Here is a 4,008-nt window from a genome sequence, read left to right as displayed (position 1 = left end):
ATCAAGAAGCCACCAATCACAAAGTTGATCACAAACGCCGCCACTCGTTTGTGGTATGATGATGGTTTAAGCTGGTTCATTTATTTCTTCCGAACGACTAGTGCAGGCGGCGAGCGCTTGCGCTCGTTGCCTGGCACGCCTGGTTGTAGTATTCTTTCTTCACTAGTAGTGATGTACCTCCCAAGTGTCCTCAAACTTAGCGTAGTATTCACGACTCGCAAATCGAAGTGATTCGTCTTCGTAGACCTTGATGAGGTATCGATATTTTTCGTTCAATCTTTGGGGTAGAAAACGTGTAGTTACCAAACGGTACACGCCCTCAGATTCCTCGATGATTTCTTCGATCTTTTCTATGTCGTAGCGTGGGAAATTCGAGAAGGCGTCTCCTGTGAGTTCACTGTCTCCTTCGGTGCAAAACTGTTCTCTTATCTCATTGGCTTCGACTCGAATGAGGTTCCAAGCTTCGTCGCTCGTGAGATCGCCAGCATCGACCAATTCCAACCTTTCCGAGCAGTTGGTCTCCCACTCACACATCCGATTGAAGAACTGCGTAGCGAAATCTCGAACTCTGGCTTCTTTATTCATTTCTTCTACAACGACTAGCACTCACGGCGTGCGCTTGCGCACGTTGTGAGCTGCGCCTTGATATGCTTCATCTGTTTTGGTTTTAGGTTCATTCTGGGAAATCGGGTCGAACCCAAAAATCGGGCCAATCATCGAAATGGATAATCTCTTTCTGTTCGATGATCAAAGTGTAAAGTGGTTCGTCTGGAAAATCATTCAATCTAATCTTCCATCGTTTCTTTTCTTCGTTTGCCTCGAATTCGATGTGGTCATTCCCGTCGCCAGTTTTCCATGACACCGGTTTCTTTAGCTCCGGATGATCTGTCCAATTGTTTGCGACTGAAAATGGTAAGCTCATTTTATCTGCATATCGCCGAGTACAGGCGGCGAGCGCTTGCGCTCGTTGCCTGCTACGACTGGTTATACTCTTCTTAGATACCTTTCTGCATCCATTCTGTTTTCGTCGTAATCAGTGATGGAAACTGACTCCCTAGAGAAAATCTCTTCATCTAAGTTTTCTAGTGCGATCATGATCTGGTAGCTTGATTCCATATCTCTCTTCAGTTCTTTTTTCAGAGAATTTCGAAAGAAGGGTAGCAAGCCACTGTCGAATCGCTTCCCAAGAGCCCAGTAGCATGCGTTTCTGTATCTAGAATCTGGTACATTTCTTTCTCTCTCTAATTCTGCTCTGAGACATTTGACCAGCAATTCGTGGTCAATCGTTTCGAAGCCGTGCTTTTCTATTTCTTCGATCTCGTGTGGACATAGCTCATTCCCGTTCGCCCTTTCAAAGACGAATACAGCTGCTGGAATCGCATCTTCGGAGAATCTCATTTTTGTATAACGTCAAAGTGAGGCGATGCCGACTTCGGCTGAGGTTCCAAGTCTGTTGAGGTTAGTATCCATGGGGTCGTGACAAAAAAGGCGAGCGTTTGTCGGCATTGCCTCGACTGCCTTGTTCTGACTTATTAGTAATCTTCAATTTCTGATGCGTTTAGTTCAACAATCCGATCTTTTATTTGATCTCTTTGCTTTCTGACCTTTGCCCCTAGCCAATCGCGATAACCATCGTCTTCGATTCTGTGTTTTTCTTCTTCTGGGATCTGCACGTGAACGCCGTACATTGCTATGCCACCACAAAGGACTGTGGCAAACATGTCACCCGTCGCTTCATCCAACCGGATCGACATCATTTGGTCCTGATCAACGAGTACCTTTTTTAGTCTTCTTTTCATTCATTCAGAACGCCGAGGTGTCACGCGGAGGGGGCGCAGCCCCCGGAGTTGTGACCACCGACTTGTTCGGTGGTATGTTCTATTAGCTTCGTTGTTTTTCCTGTCTGATCAACAGACTTCTGAACGAAGACTCCTTCAGTATCTTTCAGGCCGACTACACAGAAAGTCGCCCAATCGCTCTTGGGATCGGTGAATCCAAATCGAATAAATGCTTCTTTGATTTCTTCGAACTCAGAATAACCTTCGGATACTAGGATGTCCTTCAACTTGTCTTTTAGTGCTCCGAGCGAAAGTCTAAGTGGCTCGATAGTTCTGAATTCGTCCGGACAGGGGTTGGATTCGAGTAGATCTATAACGTATCCATTCTTTCCTTCTTTACGGCATGCCTTGCTGAGGTGCTGTGAGACATAGCAAAGACCGCTCATCGCGTGATGAGCCGTGCTTTGGGCAACGCTAGTTAATCTCTTTTTTGAAGGCATCTATTTTTACCGAACGCCGAGACCTCACGATGGAGATAGGCGGAGCCTATCGGAATTGTGAGCGTCGACTTGTTCTGTATTCATTCTTTTAGTTCTATTAGTTTTCCAGTCTTTGGATCCAAAGCAAAGCTGGAACCTACAGGAGCACCAAGGTGCTGGATGATTTCTTCATCATAGTTGCAGATGGTGTTTACTGTGTAGATGCCAGAGTTCCACTGATCATCGAGGTACTCATCTGTTTCGTCCCCAGCCATAAAACGCCAGCCACTGTCGGAATCGAAATCTTTTTCTTCCTTATACATGTATCCAATTCGCATGCCATCTATCAGGATGCGATCCGTAGCGAAGCAGCCTTCAGTTCCTTCGATCTTCCGTTCGATTTTTTCTCCGGAAATCTTGAATGGCTTTTTGGTTTTGTCGCCAAGCCTTCGAGCTTCTTTCATTTGGTCGTCTGGATTCATGTTATTTACAGAACGTCGAGTGCATACGCGGAGGCTAGCGCGGAGCGCTGGCCGGAGTTGTATGGCACGACTGGTTATACTCTTTCATTCTTTTTACTCCATTCGTTCCAGTACTCTTTACAAAGAATATCTAAGTCATCAATAGTCCATTCTCTCCCATCTTCGTCCAAGACAATTGCTTGTGAGCAGTTTAAGTGAAGCTCGCCTCCACAGAAGTCGCTATCGAGGTCTGCAATGTTGCATATTACTTCGAAGGATTCTGCTTTTTCGTTCGACTCCAATATTTCTAGGTTCGTAGAGAATATCTCATCGAAACTGAAAATCGCTTCTTTTTCTTTTCTTTCGAATTTTCGCGGCCAACCAAGGAATTTGAGGATGCTAGCGTTTTCCAGTGAAACTCTGAAGAAGGTGTGATCCTTTTTGATTCGGTTCGCTAGGTATGGAATCTGAACCTTGAACGTGCATGTGCCTTCTCGTGTATGCACATCGGTCATCGTTCCATCGTGAAAGATGTTGAATATGTCTGGGACGTCAGAACGAGAGATCATTTTTTGTATAACGTCAAAGCCACACGATGTCGGCTTCGGTTGAGGTTCCATTAGTTGTGATGCTGATTTTCATACGGTCGTGACGAAAGGGGCGAGCGTTTGCCGACATTGTGTGGGCTGCCTGGTTGGCATAGTTTTTCATTTCTCATCCAATTCCAAAATCTTCCACGTACTTTGCATCCACATGATAAATACGCTTATCCAAATTCAGGATGTCGATAGTTAATCTCTTTATCGATTCGTCTATTTTTTCTCTTTCGATAGGTCGGTTTTCTAATCTTAGGAGTTTTACGATTCCCTCGGCAGCAAGTCGTGGCGTAAGCATTAGCTCTGCCTCTTTCTCGGGGATTCTTATGTTGAATTCCTCCTCGTATGCCATCACTAGTTCTACGCTTTCTAGTCCCATCTATTTTTTGCCAACGCTAAGGTGATACGACGGCGGCTTCGGTCATCGCATCCACGTCTGAGTTGGTTGATTTCGAATGGTCGATGTGAAAGAGGCGAGCGTTTGCCGCCGTTGTATCGACCGTCTTGTTAAGCTCTTCTTTAATCACTATCGCCACCTCCGAAATCACTGTATCCAGAATCATAGTTTCCGTAGTCTTCACTGGAGGAACTGGCATCGTTAATCTTTGCCGGATCAAGACCGGGTGAGATGTATTCTTTGTAAAAGTCAGAAATCGCGTCTGACAGTGATCCTTGGTAACCTTCAGGAACAAGA

The 4,008-nt window shown here is 45.4% G+C and carries 10 protein-coding genes; all 10 read right to left on the bottom strand.

Features of this window, described 5'->3' with window-relative positions:
• Positions 1 to 162: 162 nt before the first annotated feature.
• The 10 genes from JIN87_RS27655 to JIN87_RS28655 all read right to left on the bottom strand — a co-directional run bounded on the left by JIN87_RS27655 (position 163) and on the right by JIN87_RS28655 (position 3,841).
• Positions 163 to 585: an NTF2 fold immunity protein gene (locus JIN87_RS27655; RefSeq protein ID WP_200359916.1), complete on the bottom strand. Its 423-nt coding sequence runs from the start codon at positions 583 to 585 to the stop codon at positions 163 to 165.
• Between the two features lie 88 nt (positions 586 to 673).
• Positions 674 to 922: a hypothetical protein gene (locus JIN87_RS27650; protein WP_200359914.1), complete on the bottom strand. Its 249-nt coding sequence runs from the start codon at positions 920 to 922 to the stop codon at positions 674 to 676.
• Positions 923 to 984: 62 nt separating this feature from the next.
• On the bottom strand, positions 985 to 1,398 hold the full coding sequence (locus JIN87_RS27645) for a hypothetical protein (protein ID WP_200359912.1): 414 nt from the start codon (positions 1,396 to 1,398) through the stop codon (positions 985 to 987).
• Positions 1,399 to 1,532: 134 nt separating this feature from the next.
• On the bottom strand, positions 1,533 to 1,799 hold the full coding sequence (locus JIN87_RS27640; protein ID WP_200359910.1) for a hypothetical protein: 267 nt from the start codon (positions 1,797 to 1,799) through the stop codon (positions 1,533 to 1,535).
• Positions 1,800 to 1,819: 20 nt separating this feature from the next.
• Complete coding sequence (locus JIN87_RS27635; RefSeq protein ID WP_200359908.1) at positions 1,820 to 2,224, bottom strand: hypothetical protein; 405 nt, start codon at positions 2,222 to 2,224, stop codon at positions 1,820 to 1,822.
• 134 nt (positions 2,225 to 2,358) lie between these two features.
• Entirely contained in the window at positions 2,359 to 2,739 is a 381-nt protein-coding gene (locus JIN87_RS27630) for a DUF2185 domain-containing protein (RefSeq protein WP_200359906.1), read from the bottom strand.
• A 74-nt stretch (positions 2,740 to 2,813) separates the two neighbouring features.
• A complete protein-coding gene (locus JIN87_RS27625; protein ID WP_200359904.1) occupies positions 2,814 to 3,287 on the bottom strand; it encodes a hypothetical protein in 474 nt (157 codons plus the stop codon).
• Between the two features lie 13 nt (positions 3,288 to 3,300).
• Positions 3,301 to 3,429 carry a hypothetical protein gene (locus JIN87_RS28660; protein WP_267909458.1) on the bottom strand — a complete coding sequence of 43 codons (129 nt, stop codon included), beginning with the start codon at positions 3,427 to 3,429 and terminating at the stop codon, positions 3,301 to 3,303.
• Positions 3,430 to 3,432: 3 nt separating this feature from the next.
• Entirely contained in the window at positions 3,433 to 3,693 is a 261-nt protein-coding gene (locus JIN87_RS27620; RefSeq protein WP_200359902.1) for an acyl carrier protein, read from the bottom strand.
• 16 nt (positions 3,694 to 3,709) lie between these two features.
• On the bottom strand, positions 3,710 to 3,841 hold the full coding sequence (locus tag JIN87_RS28655; RefSeq protein WP_267909457.1) for a hypothetical protein: 132 nt from the start codon (positions 3,839 to 3,841) through the stop codon (positions 3,710 to 3,712).
• Positions 3,842 to 4,008: the final 167 nt, after the last annotated feature.

The sequence above is a fragment of the Pelagicoccus mobilis genome, assembly GCF_016595505.1.
Taxonomy (GTDB): Bacteria; Verrucomicrobiota; Verrucomicrobiia; order Opitutales; family Opitutaceae; genus Pelagicoccus; species Pelagicoccus mobilis.
Note: the sequence above shows the minus strand (reverse complement) of the source record. Positions and strands in the feature narration are given on the sequence as shown.